The sequence below is a fragment of the Hymenobacter sp. NBH84 genome (assembly GCF_014217645.1).
Classification (GTDB): Bacteria; Bacteroidota; Bacteroidia; order Cytophagales; family Hymenobacteraceae; genus Hymenobacter; species Hymenobacter profundi.
Genome location: NZ_CP043644.1, coordinates 2,288,941 through 2,307,932, shown reverse-complemented (window position 1 = coordinate 2,307,932; position 18,992 = coordinate 2,288,941). Strand labels below are relative to the sequence as shown.

Sequence of the window (18,992 nt, the reverse complement as noted above, 5' to 3'; positions counted from 1 at the left end):
TGGCGTCAGCAAGAGCCCTCCGAACGGCTATACGGCAGGCTGCCTGCTTGAATGCCTTTTATTTAGCTATACTGCGGGGACTATTTAGCTAAATGAAAATGGCACATATCCATCTAGGTAGCCCGGCAAAGTGGACCTATCTCTTCTTGCTTGCACTGCTGGCCGTGGTTGGCATTTCCTATGCTGCTAGCTATTCCTTGTTGCAAAAGGCAACTATGGCCTCCTTACGGCCAATACGTTCCAGCAGCATAAGCAACAAAGACAGCCGCCCGCGCCAGGAAAACCCGGTTATTCCCGGCGACTTTGCCGATCCGTCCATTATCCGGCAGGGGAAGGTGTACTACGCTACGGGCACTTCGTCGGAGTGGGCGCCGCACTTTCCGCTGTTCCAATCCACCGATTTGCTGCACTGGCAGCCCATGGGCTACGTGCTGCCCAAAACGCCCGACTGGGCCGCTGCTTCCTTTTGGGCGCCCGAGCTGTTCTACCGCAACGGCACCTACTACGTGTATTACGTAGCCCGCCGCAAGAGCGACAATGTCTCCTGCATCGGCGTAGCTACTTCCTCCAATCCGGCGCAGGGCTTCACCGACCGGGGCATTGTGCTGGCCTACGGCAAGGAGGCCATCGACCCGTTTGTGCTGGAAGAAAACGGCCAGCTCTATATCACCTGGAAAGCCTACGGGCTAGACCAGCGCCCCATTGAGCTGCTGGGTAGCCGGCTTTCGGCCGATGGGCTGCGGGTGGAGGGCGAGCCATTTATGCTGCTTCGCGACGATGCCAAAAAAGGATTGGAGGGCCAGTGCCTGGTAAAGCACGGCGGCTATTATTACCTGTTCTACTCGCTGGGAGATTGTTGTGGGCGACACTGTAGCTACCAGGTGGAAGTGGCCCGGTCGGCCACGTTGCGCGGACCCTACACCCGGTCTGCCAGTAACCCCATTCTGGCCACCACCCAGGAGTGGAAATGCACTGGCCACGGCACCGTCGTGACTTCCGAAGAAGGCAAAGACTACTACCTATACCACGCCTACAGCAAAACCGCCGACGTGTATACCGGCCGGCAGGGCATGCTGGGCGAAGTACGCTGGAACGAGTCGACGGGGTGGCCGACCATCCAGCCGCTGGGCAATGCTGCCGCTCCTGTGCAAAACTTCCGGGATGAGTTTGCCGCAAAAACGCTGGCCGATGCCTGGCAGTGGGATTTTCGCCACAGTCAGCCCACGTGGCAGGTAGCCAATGGGGCGTTGTCGCTGACCGGCCGCCCTACCGCCGATAACCTGACCGGCACGGCCCTGACCGTTCGGCCACTCGCCGGCTCGTATACCCTGACCACGGAGGTAGTCAAACCCAATGCGGCCCTGAAGGGACTGGTCCTCTACGGCGACGCTGGCCAAGCAGTGGGCGTGGGCGTCCGCAACAACACGGTGGAAGTATGGGAGGTGAAGGACAAAAAAAGAACAGTAGTGCGCGATGCCGCGGTGAAGGCCAGCCAGCCGGTACAGCTGAAAATGGCGGTGCAGAATGGGTATCAGTGCCGATTCTTCTGGCGGAGCAACGGCAAGCAGTGGAACGAACTTCTGACGGGCAATTCCTTCTACAACGGCGACTTCCTACCCCCGTGGGACCGTAGCCCCCGGCCCGGCCTACTCCACCAGGGCAGTGAAACAGAACTGGCCGTTTTTGGCTTTTTCGAGCTTGCTTATCAATAAAAATCAAAAGTTCGGGCGCTAGCTAGGTAGAGGACCACCCCAGTATCCAGCGCGCCCCACTGTTCGTTGTCATGCTGAAAACCACGCTGGCCTTTTGCCTGCTTCTACAGACCGCGTACGCCAGTTCGCCGGCTACCGTTACCGGCTTGCAGTGCGAATACCTGGAGCGCCCCCTCGGCCTCGACGCGCCTACCCCGCGCTTCACGTGGCGGCTACAAGATGTGCGGCCGGGCGCCCGCCAAACTGCCTACCGTGTGCTGGTGGCTACCGATTCGGTGGCGTTGGCGCAGGGTAGGGGGGCGGTCTGGAACTCAGGGGTGGTGAAATCGGGCACTACGTTGGTGACGTACGCCGGGCCGACGTTGCAGCCCTTTACGCGGTATTACTGGCGCGTGGAGGTGAAAGACCATCAGAAACAGCCGGCCAGTAGCCCCATCACCAGCTTCGAAACCGGGATGCTGGATCAGCGCAACTGGCAGGGCGCCTGGATAGCCGACGCCCACGACCAGCACACCAGGCCCGCACCCTACTTCCGCAAGGTGTTTGAGGCAAAAAACAGTATTAAATCGGCGCGGGCGTATGTGGCGGCGGCGGGGTTGTATCAGCTGTCGGTGAACGGTAAACGGGTAGGCGACCATGTGATGGACCCGCTGTACACGCGCTTCGACCGGCGCACGCTCTACGTCACCTACGACATCACTCGGCTGCTGCAAACTGGCCAAAATGCCCTGGGCGTGCTGCTCGGCAATGGGTGGTACAACCTGCAATCTACGGCCGTGTGGGACTTTGACAAAGCTCCCTGGCGCGCCCGCCCTACCTTCTGCATGGACGTGCGCATCACCTACACCGATGGCCGCGTGGAAACCATCTCGACCGGCAAGGACTGGAAAACGGCTCTGAGTCCCGTCGTCTTCAATAGCATATACACCGCCGAACACTACGACGCCCGCCAGGAGCAGCCCGGCTGGAATACGGTGGCGTTCAACGATAAAGCCTGGAAAGAGGTCATCTACCGCTCCGCGCCTTCGGGAAATATCGTGGCGCAGGCCGTGCGGCCCATCCGCAGCACTGAAGAACTACCGCCCAAGAGCGTGCACCGCCTCAACGACACCACCTACGTGTTCGACCTGGGTAGGAATATTGCTGGCGTGAGCCGGCTGACGGTGCAAGGACCGGCGGGTACCGTAATTCACCTGAAACACGGCGAGCGGCTCTACCCCAACGGCCACGTGGATCTATCAAACATCGACGAGCACTACCGCCCTACGGATAAATCGGATCCTTTTCAGACCGATATCTTTATTCTGAGCGGGAAGGGTAGGGAAAGCTTTATGCCACGCTTCAACTACAAAGGGTTTCAATATGTGGAGGTGACGAGCAGCCGCCCGCTGACGCTCACCAAGGAAAGTCTGACGAGCTACTTTCAGCACAGCGACGTGCCAATGGCGGGCCACATTGCCAGCGCCAATCCTACCCTGGATAAGCTCTGGCAAGCTACCAACGCCTCCTACCTCTCCAACCTGTTTGGCTACCCCACCGACTGCCCCCAGCGCGAGAAAAACGGCTGGACCGGCGACTCGCACATTGCCCTGGAAACGGGCCTATACAGTTTCGACGGCATTACGGTGTACGAGAAATGGCTGGCCGACTACCGCGACGAGCAGCAGCCCAACGGCGTGCTACCCTCCATAGTGCCTACCAACGGCTGGGGCTACGAGTGGGGCAACGGCCCCGACTGGACCAGCAGCGTAGTGCTGATTCCGTGGAACATCTACCTGTTCTATGGCGACAGCAAGCTGCTCTCCGACTGCTACGAGAACATGCGTCGCTACGTGGACCACATCACCGAAATCAGCCCTACCCACCTCACCACCTGGGGCTTGGGCGACTGGGTGCCCGTCACGGACAAGCCGCCCGTGGAGTTCACCTCCACCTGCTACTACTACGCCGATGTGGCGATTATGGCGAAGGCGGCGCGGCTGTTTGGCAAAACAGCCGATGCGGCCCGGTACGAGGCGCTGGCGACGGCTATCCAGCAAGCCTTCAACGCGAAATACCTCAACCCGCAAACGGGCCTCTACGGCAAAGGCACTCAAACCGAGATGAGCATGCCGCTCTATTGGCACTTGGTGCCCGAAGCCGCCAAAGGGCAGGTGGCCGCCAACCTCGCTAAACAAGTAGCTACCGACAACTACCACCTGAATGTGGGCTTGTTGGGCCAAAAAGCCATCCTAAATGCGCTCAGCGAGAATGGCTACGCCGACGTGGCCTACCGTATTGCGGCCCAGGAGACCTACCCCTCCTGGGGCTGGTGGATCAAGAACGGCGCCACGACGCTGTATGAAAATTGGAACATCCAGGCCAAGCACGACATTTCCCTGAATCACATCATGTTCGGTGAAATCGGCGCTTGGCTCTACAAAGGCCTCGGCGGCATCCACCCCGACCCGGCCCAGCCCGGCTTCCGTAACGTGCTGCTCACCCCGCATTTCGTGCCCAACCTCGCACACTTCGAAGCTAGCCACGAGGCGCCTCAGGGCACCATCCGCTCCGCCTGGACCCGTACCGGCCATGCCGTGCAGTACACCGTGACCGTTCCGCCCAATGCTACGGCTACGCTGCGCCTACCAGTAGTAGAGGGCTTGCAGCCCTACCGGGAGGGTAGGGCAGTGAAGAGCGAAGAGGTGGAGTTGGTAGCTGGGAGTTATGTATTCGAGTGGAAGTGAGCTTGTAGGGCTACAAAAAGTTGGGCGCGTACTGCACTTCGTTGTGCAAGTATTCATGCACCTTCTCGTTGCGCTACTTTACTTGTTTCACAAATCGTGTGGTCAGGCGCTGTTCACCTTTGAGCCAGCAAAGGGTATACACGCCTAGTGCCAGCGCGGAAACATCTAGTCTCTTCGCATAGGAATCGACGAGCATAACCGTTTGTCCCAGCGAGTTAACAACCGTAACTTTTCCTCCTGCTATGTTTTGGGTGCCTTGTAGCGTGAGGTAGTCCGTTGCCGGGTTAGGGAAGACCCGTAGCTCGTCGGTGCTGGTCGCACGGCGGGCGGTAGCAAGCGGCGTAGTGGTGGCTTGCGCTACCCGCAAGATGGCCGCTGCCGCACAGGCTTGGCCCATCATCTGGATGGAACTAGGGGAGATGTAGCGGCGGTCCAGATTCCAGGTGCCATCCGCATCGTTGTAGGAGCCGGGGTAGTAGCCTAGCTGGTCGCGGCCGTACTCTATCAGGTAGTCCACTATGTTTTGGGCCGCGGCGAGCCACTTTGGGTTGTGGTCTACGTCGTAAAAATCCACCAGCATTTCTACGATGTCGCTGCCGCCCCAGAAGGAGATTTCGCTTACCCCCTTGCCCGGCGTGTACCATTGCTTCAAGCAGGCATCGGCCATAACTCTCGCGTCGTCGAGGTAGCGTATGCTGCCCGTTAGCTGGTAGAGTTTGAGGGCTAATTGAATGTTGGGCGTGGTTTGGTAGGCGCGGTAGCCCGCCCCGTTTTCGCCGTGCCCTACCAGGCTCCAGCTGCCGTTGGCGTAAAAGAATACTGATTCAGCAGGTTTGTATTGCCATCACGCAACTTCCAGCTTACATCATTGATGAGGTCGTAGTAGCGTTTGGCTATGGTCAGGTAGGTAGGGTCGGAGCTGTTTTTGGCGATTAGTGCGCAGTGAAGCGCCGGCAAAATCGTGGCCTGCGAGTAGAACTTGCCCCACCCCAGCTCTGCTTCTTTTTGCGGAACACCCCAGTTTGCGTCGCGCGCGTTCAGGCAGTAATTGAGACCAATAAGGGAGCGGTCGTAGAGGCCGCTTTCGGTGGGCAGCACCTGTTGATAGGCATCCATCAGCGCCAGCCCTATAATGGCGTTATCATCGTACAGCGGATCGGCGCCGGGCACAATGTCGGAGGCGTACTTGCCATGTTGCTGGTATTGGTCGAGGGCATAGGCGTAGGACTTGAGCCGCGCCGTATACTTCGCCGGATTCACCAAGGACCCATACCGCAGCGCCCGCAGCATATGCGACGCAGGCCACACGTAGCTCGCGCCGCCGCGCTCCACAAGTATGTTTTCGTTGGCATCAATCTGCTCCACGTACAACTGCTTGCTGGCGTTGTAGAACTTGGTATTGAGCTTATCCAGAATAGCCTCGCCCGCCACTTGGTATTTGTTTTGGCCAAAGGCGGTAGGGACGAGCAACAGGCAGCAGGCTGTTAAAAGCAAACCAATGCGCTGCTTCCCGGAAAGCACAGCAGAAAAGTTCAGCATAATCCGTTGGAGATAAGTAGGATAGTTAGCAGTCTTTAATCTGCTTATGATTGTAATATATGCAATTGAAATTTATTTTGATTGTTTTAAATATAAACGAGCGTTTTTAGTATAGTGTTTTCTATATGAATTCTCGAATCAAGGGTTATTTGCATTCATAGCTACTTATATCAGGTTTATGAATTATGAGACCCAAAGCTAAATATCTCGGCTGATGGGTAGGACGTTACACGAAACTGCCCCGTAGCCCGGAGCTTTAGCCATAGGACGTATGGTTCACAGAACTACTATGAAAGAAGAAGCCCCAGCAGGTACATGCTACTGGGGCTTCTTCTGTTTTAATATCTCAACAATTCTACTTCCGGCGGGCCATTACTTTTTCAACGGCGGCTACAATAGCCGCTTCGTTAAGGCCGTATTTTTCCATCAACTGATCAGGAGTGCCGCTTTCGCCGAAGGAGTCGTTTACGCCGACCATCTCCAGGGGTAGGGGCTCTTCGCGGGCCAGTAGCTGGGCCACGCTGTCGCCGAGGCCGCCGTTGAGCTGGTGCTCCTCGGCCGTTACGACGCAGCGCGTTTTGCGCACCGAGTTCAGGATGGCTTCCGCATCTAGTGGCTTGATGGTGTGGATGTTGATGATTTCGGCATTGATGCCTTTCTCCGCCAATAGCTTACCGGCCAGAATGGCCTTCCATACCAAGTGGCCCGTGGCGAAGATGCTCACGTCGGTGCCTTCGTTCAGCATCACGGCTTTGCCAATGATAAACTCCTGGTCGGCGGGGGTGAACACCGGCACCACGGGGCGACCAAAGCGCAGGTACACCGGACCTTCGTGGTCGGCAATGGCGATGGTGGCGGCTTTGGTTTGGTTGTAGTCGCAGGGGTTGATAACGGTCATGTGCGGCAGCATCTTCATCATGCCGATATCCTCCAAGATCTGGTGGGTAGCACCATCTTCGCCCAGCGTCAGGCCCGCGTGCGACGCGCAGATTTTTACGTTTTTCTGCGAATACGCAATGCTCTGGCGAATCTGGTCGTACACGCGGCCCGTGGAGAAGTTGGCAAATGTGCCCGTGAAAGGAATCTTGCCGCCGATGGTGAGACCAGCAGCCAAGCCCATCATGTTGGCCTCCGCAATGCCTACCTGGAAGAAACGCTCGGGGTTGTCCTTGATGAAGGCATCCATTTTCAGTGAGCCTACCAAGTCGGCGCATAGGGCCACTACGTTGGGGTTGGTTTTACCGAGTTCTTGTAGGCCGGCGCCAAAGCCCGAGCGGGTATCTTTTGATTCGGAGTAGGGAAAGTCTTTCATGTATTGTGTAGGAGAAGTGTAGAGAGTAAAAGCAGTGGTCCTCCTCGTCTGTCATCCTGAGCGCAGCGAGGGACCTTCTCACGTTAGAATTACTACAGAACGATTTCGTTCAGACGTGAGAAGGTCCTTCGCTGCGCTCAGGATGACAGACCAAGAGGATAGATTTAGGTATGTCATTTCCCAAAAATGCTAACCGAGGTAACCTGCCCCGAGCGAATGGAAAAATTGCGCGTGTCGGTAAACTTGCTACCCAGCGCGTTGGCCGAGCGGAACACCAAGCGGTAGTTGCCCGGCTGCATGGGTAGGTTGAGCCGGCTGCTGCCACCGTTAGGGAGGGTGTATACCCACGTTTGCGAGTCGTCCTGGTTTACCTGGTAGATGCTGCCGTAGCCTTTCAGATCCGACACGATGTTGAGCGTACCGGGCGCCTCATACGTCACGGCCGTTTCTTGGCCCTGCTTCACCGTGATGCGGCGCACCAGGCGGGGTAGGGTCAGCAGTTCCACTTCGTAGTTGCCGGCCAGCAGCTTTTGCTTTGCGCCGAAGGGCAGGGCCACTACCGTGGCCGCGTTGCCCTGCGCCCGCACTACGGCCTGCATAGTGCCGTAGGGGTTGGGCGTGAGCGACGGATTGCGAAGTGCCAGCGTGCCCTGGGGCGTTTTGTAGGTCAGCACGTTGGCTTTGCCGGGCCGGATGGGCAGGTTGCGCTGCACCACTGGCGGCACGGTGTTTATCACCAAATCGTAGCTCTGCAAGGCGTCCACATCCAGCACGTCGGGCTTGCCCTGGGTGTTGCGGTAGTGCACGTAGTTGTACTCCGGCTGCTCCGTCACGTTGTTGATGAACGTGAGGTTGACGTTGCTTTCCACCGGCCTACCCTGCTCATCGGTGAGGTTTACGGCCACGGTGGTTTTGCTCAGGGTTTGGGCAATCACATCGTTGAGCACCGTGCGGAAGGTGCCCACATCGGCCGCGTTGTAGTACTGGCCCAGGCATTCGAGCTGTCGGCCAAATTCCTTTTCAGCCCCAATGCCAATCACAAACGGCTTCAGGAACACCCGCTTGCGCTGCAACGCCAGCGCCGTAGCGCAGGGGTCGCCCTTGCAGGATTCGAGGCCGTCGGTGATAAGGATGAGCACGTTGCGGGAGTTGGGGTCGGTGGGGAAGTCCTGGGCCGACTGTTGCAGAGAGTAGGTAATGGGCGTGTTGCCCTTGCCTTCGATGGTCTTGAGCTTCTCGCGAATAGCGCGGGCATTTTTGCTGGCAAACGGCACTTCCAACCGCGAGTCCTCGCAGTTGTTCTCCTTTGCCAGGTGCTGATGGCCGTACACACGCAACGCCAGCTGCAAGTTGGGGTAGGTATCCAACGAATCGGCCATACGGGCGAGCAGGCGCTTAGCGACGTCCATACGCGGGCCGCCTTCCCACGGCGCATTCATCGAGCCCGAGGCATCGAGCAGGAACAGAATGCGCGTGGTGCGGGGCTTTGTGTCCTGGGCACGCAGGGGGGCTGCGAGTAGTAGGAAACTACCCAACAAAACCCCACATACGCGTCCTAGTGTCAGCATACGGCAAACCTCACCCCCGGCCCCCTCTCTTCGGGGAGAGGGGGAGCCAGACGGTTTTGTTAATGATGAGCTACTGCCATATCATCTGTGCAGCAACCACAATCGGCTATAAAATCCGATGAATCCGGCTAATCCGAAAAATCCGTGATTAGTAGTCGCTAGCTTCTTCTACTAGCAACTGCTGCAAGGCTTTTTCCAACTGTTCGTCGTTGGGTGCGGTGCCGTGCCACTTGTGCGTACCCATCATATAGTCTACGCCGAAGCCCATTTGGGTGTCCATTAGGAACATTACGGGCTTGCCGTTGCCTAGCAGCGACTTCGCTTCTTCCAGGGCCGGCAGCAAGGTTTCAAACTGGTTGCCGTCGGCTTCCAGCACTTGCCAGCCAAAGGCTTCAAACTTGGCGCGTAGGTCACCCAGGCCGCCTATTTTCTCGGTAGGGCCGTCAATCTGCTGACCGTTGCGGTCTACGATGGCAATGAGGTTGTCTACTTTGTGGTGTGGAGCGTAGAGAGCAGCTTCCCACACCTGGCCTTCTTCCAGCTCGCCGTCGCCCATGAGCACGTACACAGTGCGGTCGTCGTTGTTCAGCTTCTTGGCTTGGGCTGCGCCCGTAGCCACACTCAGGCCCTGGCCCAGCGAGCCGCTGGCAATCCGAATGCCGGGCAGGTGCTCAGCGGTGGTAGGGTGGCCCTGCAAGCGCGAATCGAGTTTGCGGAAGGTGTTCAGCTCACTTACCGGAAAGTAGCCCGAGCGGGCCAGCACCGAGTAGAGGGTAGCCGAAATGTGGCCGTTCGACAGGAAAAACAGGTCTTCGCCGATGCCGTCCATCGAAAACTCAGGGTTGTGCTTCATCACTTTGAAGTACAGGGCCACCAGCAAATCGGTGCAGCCCAGCGAGCCGCCGGGGTGACCTGAGCTAACGGCGTGCACCATGCGCACGATGTCGCGCCGCACCTGCGCGGCAATTTGCTTGAGTTGGGGAACGGATTTGGGTTCCAGAGAAATCGGGGGCGCGGGGGCAATCGGCTGCGTCATTATTACGTGAGAGTAGGTATGACGGTAAAGGTAGCAAGGATTGCCACACTCCCAAATTTTCAGATTGCTTTGCTGCTAATACGGTCAAATAATGTCGATTTTAGGCCGCTAATGCCGTTTTTACTAACACAATCGTTTGTGATAGCAACTCAGTAATCTTTGGATGCTATAGGACGTGAGAAGTTTGCCCCTGTGAGTTCAGCTTACAGCTTTAATGTGTTGAAAGAGGCGAAATCTCCTTTAACCGTTTCCTGATTCTGTAATACAGGCTGCGCAGGGTTTAAAACTCGTTTGCCATCAATGTAAAAGCAATACTTCACTTCTTCTCGATTTGATTTCAGCCGTAACCGCCAACCAGTAGGCGTCTTTTGCATGAATCGGAAAAAATTATAGTCTCCTTTAACCTCTACAACAACGGACTTCGCTTCTGCATATCCACTTAGTTCAATTGTGGTGTTGGCTTCTTCTGTATCCCGAAGATTCGCCAGCAACGCACTGGTTTTCCAACTAGGTTTTCTAAGCGTCTCCAACACCTGAATGGCTTCTTTATTTCTGCCATTGACGGCTAATACCTCTGCTTTCGTAAACTGTACTTCTGTACTGTCTAAGCGCTTATTGGTGTACATATGCTGCTCCCACAGAGGAAAAAGGACGTTTGCTCTAGCAAACTCCTTGTCAACATAGAAGTCATTTAAAAACGCCAGGCGCAACTGCGATTCTTTTTGGCTCGCACTGAATTGGCTGTCTTGCAAAAAGCGACCAACTGCTTGCGGCGTACTCTTCGTTTTCAAAAGAGCAGCAAGGCGTCGGCTAGCATTTTGCGGAAATCTACTAGCCAGCAGGATGTGTTGTTTGCCTTGCTTCAGCAAAGTAGCTACACTCGTATGCCAGGGCGTTTGGTATTCTTCGGCTAGATAGAACCAGATTTCTCCGGTCGATAAGTTGTGAATGTTCGTGTAAACTGAAGTTGTAAACTCACGTTGGGACGTAGCAGCCGCAATCTTGACGAGGCTTGCATGACTGACACCTTCTTCCGCCAGCAATTTTTGTGCAATAGGGTAGCGCCAGCAATTCTGCTTTTGCGGACCAGTATCACACACGTTGAAATTCGTGGAAGTGAGTTGCTTGGTTGCCCGAAGGATAGTATCAGGAGCAATAACAGCCAGATTGCCATACTTATCGGCAATATGGATTTGGTCTCCCAAGTCGGGTAAATAGTACGTGTCCCACAAAGCCAGAAATTCCGGTACCGATTTACAATGCTGAAGCATGTATTCCAGCATGTTGCCGTGAGGAAATGGCTTTCTGCCGACGCTTAGTTTGTACTGCTGCGGTGGCGGCAATGCGTTGATATCAAAGAAGAGACCTGCTTCGTTCACGCCCCCTTGCACGCTACTCTCCGGCGAGCCGTACGTGAGGGTGATGTAGCCCAATGTGTACTTGTCTTTGGCCGGAAAGACGTTCACATAATTAGAAGACGTATGGAAAAAGTCCTCATTATTCATGGCCCACGTCTGGCCCTTCCGGTCTGTACCCGAAACGATGGTACAAGCAGACACCCAGCTTTTCGGCAGGAGTAAAAGAAGCAGGAGTAGAGCGGTTCGCATAGGTGGTGATTACGTTAATGAGTAAGCGGTAACCCGACTACTATCCAAACCAACTTCTACTCAGGGTATCTGCAAAAAGCGTAGCCTAAGCCAGCTGCTCGGTGTGATTCTTGGTATCTACCTTCGTGATAACCTTCTCAATCACACCTTCTTCATCAATAAGGAAGGTAGTGCGCACGATACCCATGTAGGCGCGGCCGTAATTTTTCTTTTCCTGCCACACGCCGTAGGCTTCCACCAACTGCTTGTCTGTATCGGCAAGTAGGGGAAAGGGTAGATCGTATTTCAGGGCGAATTTTTTGTGGGAGGCTTCGCTGTCGGTGCTCACGCCGAGCACCTGCACATTTTTGGCGGTTAGCTCCTCCTGGTGGTCACGTAGGTTGCAGGCCTGGGCCGTGCAGCCAGGAGTATCGTCTTTGGGGTAGAAGTAGAGCGCCACTTTTTTCCCCCGGAAATCGGAGAGACTAACGGTATTGCCATCTTGGTCGGTAGCGGTGAAGGCAGGGGCGGTATCGCCGGCTTGTAAGGCCATAGCAGTGAAATGGTAAGTTTGTGAAGCTGTGAAATTGCAAAGAAAAAACATCTGTCATTCTGAGCGCAGCGAAGGACCTTCTCACATGAAAAGGTCCTTCGCTGCGCTCAGGATGACAGATTAATTGAACAACTGCCTACTCTAAAACGCAGGTGGGGCCTGCTGCGTGAAAATCAGCTTTTCGACGGGGAAGCCTAGTTCTTGGCCACGCTGTACCAGTTCGTTCTGCACGATGACGGGCAGTTGCGGGGTGCGGCTCAGCAGCCACAGGTTCTCGCGGCTGGGCTCGCCTACCATGGCGTAGCGATAATCGGAGTCGAGGGCCAGAATCCAGTAATCACCTTTGAAAGGCCAGAAAAACTGCACTTTCAGCTTGGCGTTGGTGGTAGGGTCGGCCACGGTGGCAAGGCCTTCGGCCTTTTTTACTTTGCCCGTGGGCGTGTGTTTGTGGCAGGTGTTCACTACCGTCACGTCGCCATCGGGGCGGATGGTGTACTGGGCCGTCACGCTGGTGCAGTCTTTCTCGAAGGAAGCAGGCAGGCGGGCAATTTCGTACCACTTGCCCGCGTAGCGCGGCAAATCGACGTAGGGGACGGTAGGCAGCGGCGCGTGGCGGCGCGATTTGGCGTACAAAGCAGCCACAGCGGCCACGGTGGTAGCCACGGCTCCTACAATAATCGGACGGCGTGCAGACATAGCAGGGGTTGGTTGAGGTCAAAAGAAGCTCTTTCTACGGGCGATGCTGCGAAAGAGTCGGTCGAAGGTCTTATTTCAGCTTCACCGGAATCACTTTTTTGTTGCCGGCCTGGTCTTCCAAGTGCAGCTCAGCGACGCCGTGCAAGGGCGGACCAAGAGTATCTTCCTTCACCGTAAACAGGGTAGCGTTTTTATACTCGTAGCGCAACAGGCGCCATTGCCCGTTCACCAGTAAGCGGTAGCTGCTCAGGCCCGAGAGGTTGTCGCCTACCACGAAGGTGAGGCCGGCCGGTGTGTTGCGTATTACCCGCGCCGAGGGGGCAATGGTATCCGTGAGCACCCGAAACATGCCGAAAGTCTTGATGGGCGTGGTGATTTGGTTGCCAGCCCACTTGCCGCCCTGGTAAATCTTGCCGCCTTTGGAGTTGATCATGTATACCGCCGAGCGGGCTTTGTCAGTTACTTCCTGCTCCGGTTTCAGGGTCAGGCGCAGGGCTTGCAGCAGGGGCGTGCGCAGGTTTTGCACGGTGTAGGTGCCGCCGGCCAGTGGTTGGTAGCTGGTCTGTAGATACAGTGTGTCGAACAACGTGCGTGGGGCAAATGCCAGGTTCAGATGAGTGTCGGCAAAGGTCCAATCCCGACCACTGGGCACCAGAGCTTGCCGGTTGAAGGCACGGTGCACTTTCCCAAATAGTAGGGAATCGGGAAGGCCGGCGCGCAGGTCGTAGAGGTACACGTTTTGGCTTTGCTGCACGTAGCTGGGGCGCAGTTGCAAGCGCCGGGCACCGCGCGTGAGCGTGAGGTTGCCTACCTGGGTGGCCGTGTCGGGGTCGGCTACCAGTACTTTCAGGATATTCCGGGTGATATCGTAGCGCAGGCTGGGCTGTTTCACGGCCGCCGAGCGGGTTTTGAAGTAAGCCGGCTGCTGCCCGCGCAGCACAAACGACACGGGCGTGGTGTTGCCGTAGGAGTCGCGCATGCGGATTTCCACGGTGTAAAGCTGCCCGTCTTCCACCCGCAGCGTGCCCTTGCCGGGGCCAGTGGTATAGAGCGGAATGGTATTGCCGTCGTCCACAAATAGCTTTTCTAGCGTGCGGCCAGTCATTTTTTGCCAATCGTAGTCGATGTGGTCGGAAATCTGGCGCGACTCCGTGAAGGGCACGCCGTCGATGCGGTGCTCGTACAGGGGCTGGCCGTTCACGGTCACGGCCACGTGTTGCAGGCCGTACTTGTTCCACACCCCATCAAACCGATCCACGGCTTGCAGCAGCAGTCCTACCGTACCGTAGGCCTGAATGGTATCGGGGTGGGTGTAAGGGGCGTTGGGGGTAGGCGTTTTGGGTAGAAACACGCGCTTCTCAAACAATCCCTGCACGCGGGCATCGATGGTGAGCGGCTCCACAGCAAAGGAAAGCAGGGTAGGCGGCACGTGGTCCTGAATCTCGGGGAAGCCGCCCCACTGCAAGGGATTCAGCTGCTTGTCTTTGGCTGTGCGCACCTCCCAGTGCACGTGCGGCCCACCCGAGCCGCCCGTATTGCCCGATAGCGCCACTATTTGCCCCCGCTTCACCGGAATCTGGTCTTTATCGAAAAACAGCTCCAGCTCGTAGGTCTGCTTTTGGTACTGACGCCGCAGCAGCGTGTCGGCCACGGGACCGAGGAAACGGTTGAGGTGACCGTACACCGTTGTCAGCCCGTTGGGGTGGGTGATGTAGAGCACATTGCCGTAGCCGAAACTGCTCTGCTTCAGGCGCGAAATGTAGCCATCGGCGGAGGAATATACTGGCAAATCCACCCGGCCATCGGTCTTGATATCGAGGCCGCCGTGAAAGTGGTTGGGGCGAATTTCGCCCATGCTGGCCGCCAGAAAGTTGGGCTTGCCGGGTTTAATGGGAAACAGAAAGTACCCTTTGGGCACTTCTACAGGCGTAAACATTCGGCTGGGTACCACCACCGACGAAGAATCGGGTGCGGCCGAGGTAGGCGCGTCTGCTGCAGGCGCTGGCACCTCGCCGGCAAAAGGGACCGGTCGCAGGCCCAGCGTTGTCAGCAGCAGAGTAGCCACCGTTGCGCCCAGCCGCCAGCCGGAAAAAGAAGTAAGCATTCGGAAAGGAAATCTAGAAGACGGGAGTTGGGAGCTGGTTTCTCTGCTTTCTGAAAAGGGAAAGGAGGTAGCAAAATCGCTGTTTGTGCCGTCATCCTGAGCTTGCGAAGGACCTTATTATGTGGGCACGAGTCGTTTGTACGATGATCGTTTTGACGTGATAAGGTCCTTCACAAGCTCAGGATGACAAGCTAGCGTATCAGCTATATAGGCAACGAGTTTTGCTCCTTCCTAATTTAGTTTCACCCTTAAACTCCCAACCGCACAAAAAATTATTTAACCGCTACATCCAGCACGCGTTCCTGCTCGATGAAGCCCGCCAGCCGGTCGCCGATTTTCACGGGACCCACGCCGCTGGGCGTGCCGGTGAAAATCAAATCGCCGATTTTTAGGGTGATGAAGCGGGAGATGTAGCTGATGATGGCGTCGAAGGGGTGCAGCATCAGGCTGGAGTTGCCCCGTTGACGCACTTCGCCGTTCACTTCCAGCCGGAAGTTGATGTTTTTCAGATCGGCAAAGTCGCCTACTGGTTTGAACACCGTGCCCAGCGGCGCGGAGCCATCGAAACCCTTGGCCAGCTCCCAGGGTAGGCCCTTGGCTTTGAGCTTGCTTTGCAGGTCGCGGGCCGTGAAATCGATGCCCAGGCCGATGGCATCGTAATACGTATGCGCAAATTTCTCCTCGATGTTCTTGCCGTTTTTGCTGATGCGCAGCACCAGTTCCAGTTCATGGTGCACGTCCTGCGAAAAGTCGGGGTAGAAGAAGGGCATCCCGCGCTGGAGCAAGGCCGTGTCGGGCTTGGCGAAGATGACGGGTTCGGAAGGTGTTTCGTTTTGCAGCTCGGCAATATGGTCGGCGTAATTGCGGCCGATGCACAGTATTTTCATGCGAGTAGAAAAGTCTGGTAGGTAGGGCGTCGGGTGGCTGCGGCGGTAGTACCAGCGTTGCCAGCAAACCACAACGGAAAGCATCAAAATTAGCCCTTATTTCGCGGGGCGCAACCCAAAAAGGCCTCGTTACCTCGGAAAGAGAACATTTTACCCAATGCCTGTCGTATAGCACACCACAGGCTGATACGTACTAGTCGCTCCGATGTTAACTGGGGTCGGTTGGGTAGGTACTTCTGCTTGTCCCTTTTTCTCTTTCCCTCCAAAACCACTCGCGAGATGCTCAAGAAGTTTATAACGGTTGCCAGCCTCTGTGTGCTGAGCGCCTGCTCAACGGTTCCTATTACGGGGCGTCGTCAGCTTAGCCTAGTTCCTGAAAGTGAGATAATTAACCTGGCTCAGCAACAGTACAGACAAGTGCTGGATACCAGCAAAGTAGTCAACAGCGGTGCGCAGGCTGCTATGGTGAAGCGGGTAGGCCAGCGTATACAGCAGGCCGTAGAACAGTATTTTCGCCAGCAAAACCAGTCGGAACAGCTAGCAGGCTATCAGTGGGAGTTCAACCTGATTCAGGACGATTCTCAGCAGAACGCCTGGTGTATGCCCGGTGGCAAGGTGGTGGTGTATACTGGTATCCTACCCATCACGCAGGACGAAAACGGCTTGGCCGTAGTAATGGGCCACGAAATTGCCCACGCCGTAGCCCGGCACGGTTCTGAGCGCATGAGCCAGCAGCGTGCCCAACAAGTGGGCGGCAGCTTGGTTAGCGAGGCACTCACAGGCCGTTCGCCTGTGGCCCAGCAGTTGGCAGCACAGGCCTTTGGCCTCTCAACCAGCTTGGGCATTCTGCGCTACGGGCGCAATCAAGAATCAGAAGCTGACCATCTGGGTCTTATCTTTATGGCGATGGCTGGTTATAACCCACAAGGTGCCATCACGTTCTGGCAGCGCATGGATGCCCGCGAGAACCAAGCTGCGCCGCCGGAGTTTCTGTCCACTCACCCCTCCAATGGCACGCGCATCGCGGCTATTCAGCGTGAATTGCCAGAAGCGCAGAAATACTACACTGCCCGCTAATTAGCTATCTGATATTTATGCCCCATTTCCTCCGTTTGCCGCTACGTCTAGTCAGTGTTGCACTGCTGAGCTTGCTTCTGCTGCCGGCTTGCGAAACCTCTAAGCGTAGCTTCCCGGAATTTGGCACGCCTCCTTCCGATAATCCGGAGGAGGATATTGCCCGTCGCCGCCGGACGGAGGCCAAAAGCAAGCTGGTGGCCTGGGCCAGCACCAAGGACGATAACGTGGAGTACGTGGTGCCTCGCGCCCAGCTAGCCACCGAGTTCATCCGGCAGTTCGGCGACGGCACGGTGGTAGACCGCGTCACGATCCGAAAGGTGCAGGACACGCCCAAGGATAAGGCCGTGTACTACGTGGTAGGGTTAGGGCTGCGCAACGGTATGTTCCAAGCTATGGCCATTCCGCTGCAAACATCCTCCGACAACTCCTTGTATATGACCTCCAATGCGGCCCGCTACATCATCACCAGTGTGGGCTGTAGCACCTGCTATTTCGACTTCGAAAACAGTCAGATTACGGGTACCAGCTGCGCCGAGAATAACGGTGGCGGCCGCTGCGACTTACGTGTGGAGAACGGCAACTCCTTCTTTGTACGCCAATGATTAGTCGGAAATGGATTTTACGCCTTTCGCTCACGGCCTTGGCCCTACTTATTACAACAGACAGGGGTAGGAAGGTGAAGACAGAAGAGTAAAACAAGGGTCATCCTATTCGCAGTGAAGGATGACCCTTGTTATTTTTAGCCTGCTTGCTGCGCACTTTCTAATAGGAGAATGCAACGCTAGAAGCGGTACCGCGATAAGAGGTGACTCGTTTTTGGCTTTCTGAGCAGACTCCGTCCATACTCACTACTGCCAACTTGCCAAGCGGGTAGGCTAAACGTTGAGGTGGTCTAAAAATGACGGACAGAAGTTAACAAGACCTGCGGCCTTCGGTTGACTTAGTCAAGTTCAGACAATAGTGCCTAGATATCTTCTAGCCCCGGCAAGCTGAGCAGACTGGCAGCACGGCGCGCCACAGTTTTGACACTGGCGACATCTGGGCCGGTGATGGTCAGGTGGCCCATCTTGCGGCCTACACGCGCTTCCGACTTGCCATACAGGTGCAGGTGCGTACCCGGCAAACTCAGCACGGATTGCCAATCTGGCTCCCGCAGTTGACCACTGGCATCAAACCACACGTCGCCCAACAGGTTGAGCATAATGGCCGGAGAATGCTGACGCGGCTGCGGCAAGGGCAAGCCCGCCATGGCATGCACTTGCAAGTCAAACTGCGACGCATCGCAGGCGTCTATGGTATAGTGGCCGCTGTTGTGTGGACGCGGTGCCATTTCGTTGACTACCAAGCCACCGTGCGCGCTGCCGTCTTCCACCACAAAAAACTCGACGCACAGCACCCCGACATAACCGAGATGATGCGCGATGGAAACGGCCGCCTCGCAGGCCTTATCGGCCAGGGCAGGTGGCATGTTGCCTTCGTAGGCATGGGTCACGGCCAAAATGCCGTCGACGTGCACGTTGCGCTGTGGGGCGAAGCTAACGACCTGTCCATCCCAGCCGCGCGCCACCAGCACCGAACACTCGGCGGTGAGCGGCAGCATCTTTTCCAGCACGCAGGCCACACCGCCCAGCTCCGCCCAGGCAGCAGCCAATTCAGCGGCGGTCTTGACGCGGACCTGGCCTTTGCCGTCGTAGCCCATGCGCGCCGTTTTCAGGATGCCGGGCAGCAAATCTGCCCGGTCGTTCTGGACGGCTTGTAGCTGGGCTGGCGTTTTAATTACCGCGTAGGGCGCACAGGTCACCCCCGAAAGGTCAGCGCAGGCCGCGAAGTGGGCCTTTTCCTCAATGCGGTTTTGGGCAATGGCCACCACGGCCGCACCCGGCGCCACGGGGCGGGTCTTCGCCAGCGTTTGCAGGGCCTGGGCCGGCACGTTTTCAAACTCGGTGGTGATGGCCTGGCACAGCTGCGCCAACTGCGCCAGCCCGGCCGGGTCGTCATAGCCAGTCTGGATGTGGTGGTGACTCACCAGCCCGGCCGGGCTTTGCGCGTCGGGCTCCAGCACGGCGGTGAAGTAGCCCAGGCGCTGGGCGGCGTGCACAAACATTCGGCCCAGTTGGCCACCTCCCAGCACACCTAGGGTAGCCCGCTGGCCCGCAGCGTCTACGCTACCTGGAAAAACAGGAGGCATGGTTGTCA

At 56.7% G+C, this 18,992-nt stretch carries 15 protein-coding genes; 4 read left to right on the top strand and 11 right to left on the bottom strand.

What is annotated here, in order from left to right:
* The first annotated feature begins 98 nt into the window (after positions 1-98).
* Together F1C16_RS09670 and F1C16_RS09665 are read left to right on the top strand one after the other, a co-directional pair.
* A complete protein-coding gene (locus F1C16_RS09670; protein WP_185284114.1) occupies positions 99-1,712 on the top strand; it encodes a family 43 glycosylhydrolase in 1,614 nt (537 codons plus the stop codon).
* Between the two features lie 71 nt (positions 1,713-1,783).
* Positions 1,784-4,438 (top strand): alpha-L-rhamnosidase, encoded by a 2,655-nt coding sequence (locus F1C16_RS09665; protein WP_185284113.1) that lies wholly within the window; start codon positions 1,784-1,786, stop codon positions 4,436-4,438.
* 73 nt (positions 4,439-4,511) lie between these two features.
* Here F1C16_RS09665 and F1C16_RS09660 read toward each other — a convergent pair whose 3' ends face one another.
* The 10 genes from F1C16_RS09660 to F1C16_RS09615 form a co-directional block, all read right to left on the bottom strand.
* Positions 4,512-5,105, bottom strand: a complete 594-nt coding sequence (locus F1C16_RS09660) for a T9SS type A sorting domain-containing protein (protein ID WP_185284112.1) — start codon at positions 5,103-5,105, stop codon at positions 4,512-4,514.
* Positions 5,106-5,221: 116 nt separating this feature from the next.
* Positions 5,222-5,977, bottom strand: a complete 756-nt coding sequence (locus F1C16_RS09655) for a hypothetical protein (RefSeq protein WP_185284111.1) — start codon at positions 5,975-5,977, stop codon at positions 5,222-5,224.
* Between the two features lie 355 nt (positions 5,978-6,332).
* A complete protein-coding gene (locus F1C16_RS09650) occupies positions 6,333-7,289 on the bottom strand; it encodes a transketolase family protein (protein WP_185284110.1) in 957 nt (318 codons plus the stop codon).
* Positions 7,290-7,462: 173 nt separating this feature from the next.
* The gene (locus tag F1C16_RS09645) at positions 7,463-8,857 is read right to left on the bottom strand and encodes a VWA domain-containing protein (RefSeq protein ID WP_185284109.1); all 1,395 of its coding nucleotides are present in this window, start codon (positions 8,855-8,857) and stop codon (positions 7,463-7,465) included.
* A gap of 148 nt (positions 8,858-9,005) precedes the next feature.
* Positions 9,006-9,893 carry a transketolase gene (locus tag F1C16_RS09640; protein ID WP_185284108.1) on the bottom strand — a complete coding sequence of 296 codons (888 nt, stop codon included), beginning with the start codon at positions 9,891-9,893 and terminating at the stop codon, positions 9,006-9,008.
* A 203-nt stretch (positions 9,894-10,096) separates the two neighbouring features.
* On the bottom strand, positions 10,097-11,500 hold the full coding sequence (locus tag F1C16_RS09635) for a hypothetical protein (RefSeq protein WP_185284107.1): 1,404 nt from the start codon (positions 11,498-11,500) through the stop codon (positions 10,097-10,099).
* A gap of 85 nt (positions 11,501-11,585) precedes the next feature.
* Positions 11,586-12,032, bottom strand: coding sequence for a thioredoxin-dependent thiol peroxidase (gene bcp, locus F1C16_RS09630; RefSeq protein ID WP_185284106.1), 447 nt, complete (start codon positions 12,030-12,032; stop codon positions 11,586-11,588).
* A gap of 141 nt (positions 12,033-12,173) precedes the next feature.
* Positions 12,174-12,728 carry a lipocalin family protein gene (locus F1C16_RS09625; RefSeq protein WP_185284105.1) on the bottom strand — a complete coding sequence of 185 codons (555 nt, stop codon included), beginning with the start codon at positions 12,726-12,728 and terminating at the stop codon, positions 12,174-12,176.
* A gap of 70 nt (positions 12,729-12,798) precedes the next feature.
* A complete protein-coding gene (locus tag F1C16_RS09620; protein WP_185284104.1) occupies positions 12,799-14,832 on the bottom strand; it encodes a M23 family metallopeptidase in 2,034 nt (677 codons plus the stop codon).
* A 272-nt stretch (positions 14,833-15,104) separates the two neighbouring features.
* The gene (locus tag F1C16_RS09615; RefSeq protein ID WP_185284103.1) at positions 15,105-15,719 is read right to left on the bottom strand and encodes a fumarylacetoacetate hydrolase family protein; all 615 of its coding nucleotides are present in this window, start codon (positions 15,717-15,719) and stop codon (positions 15,105-15,107) included.
* Positions 15,720-15,959: 240 nt separating this feature from the next.
* Here F1C16_RS09615 and F1C16_RS09610 point away from each other — a divergent pair, with 240 nt between their 5' ends.
* Positions 15,960-16,796, top strand: coding sequence for a M48 family metallopeptidase (locus F1C16_RS09610; RefSeq protein ID WP_308461655.1), 837 nt, complete (start codon positions 15,960-15,962; stop codon positions 16,794-16,796).
* A gap of 17 nt (positions 16,797-16,813) precedes the next feature.
* Positions 16,814-17,398 carry a hypothetical protein gene (locus F1C16_RS09605; protein WP_185284102.1) on the top strand — a complete coding sequence of 195 codons (585 nt, stop codon included), beginning with the start codon at positions 16,814-16,816 and terminating at the stop codon, positions 17,396-17,398.
* Positions 17,399-17,760: 362 nt separating this feature from the next.
* On the opposite strand, the gene F1C16_RS09600 is transcribed toward F1C16_RS09605, so the two are convergent.
* Entirely contained in the window at positions 17,761-18,984 is a 1,224-nt protein-coding gene (locus F1C16_RS09600; RefSeq protein ID WP_219733472.1) for a 5-(carboxyamino)imidazole ribonucleotide synthase, read from the bottom strand.
* Positions 18,985-18,992 lie beyond the last annotated feature (8 nt).